The 286-nt window shown below is 39.5% G+C and carries 1 protein-coding gene; it reads left to right on the top strand.

Features of this window, described 5'->3' with window-relative positions; all coding sequences use genetic code 11:
• Positions 1 to 267 (top strand): RNA chaperone Hfq (gene hfq / locus ACO0K1_RS20320; RefSeq protein ID WP_423029032.1); only part of this gene is annotated, 267 nt, incomplete at its 5' end.
• Positions 268 to 286: the final 19 nt, after the last annotated feature.

Genomic DNA, 286 nt, shown 5'->3' with positions numbered 1-286 from the left:
GCAAAAGGACAATCATTACAAGATCCTTACTTGAACTCACTACGTCGTGAACGTATCCCCGTTTCCATTTATCTGGTGAACGGCATTAAATTACAGGGACAAATCGAATCATTTGACCAATTTGTTATTCTGTTAAAAAATACCGTCAGCCAAATGGTCTATAAACACGCCATTTCCACCGTTGTACCGGCGCGTGCGATTTCACATCACAACAATGCGCAATCGCAAAGCAATGATAATAAAACGGAAAATAGCGACAGCGAATAAACATTTAATGGGAAAATCA

Source organism: Undibacterium sp. SXout20W (assembly GCF_049340285.1).
GTDB lineage: Bacteria > Pseudomonadota > Gammaproteobacteria > Burkholderiales > Burkholderiaceae_D > Undibacterium.
This window is presented reverse-complemented; position numbering and strand designations above follow the sequence as displayed.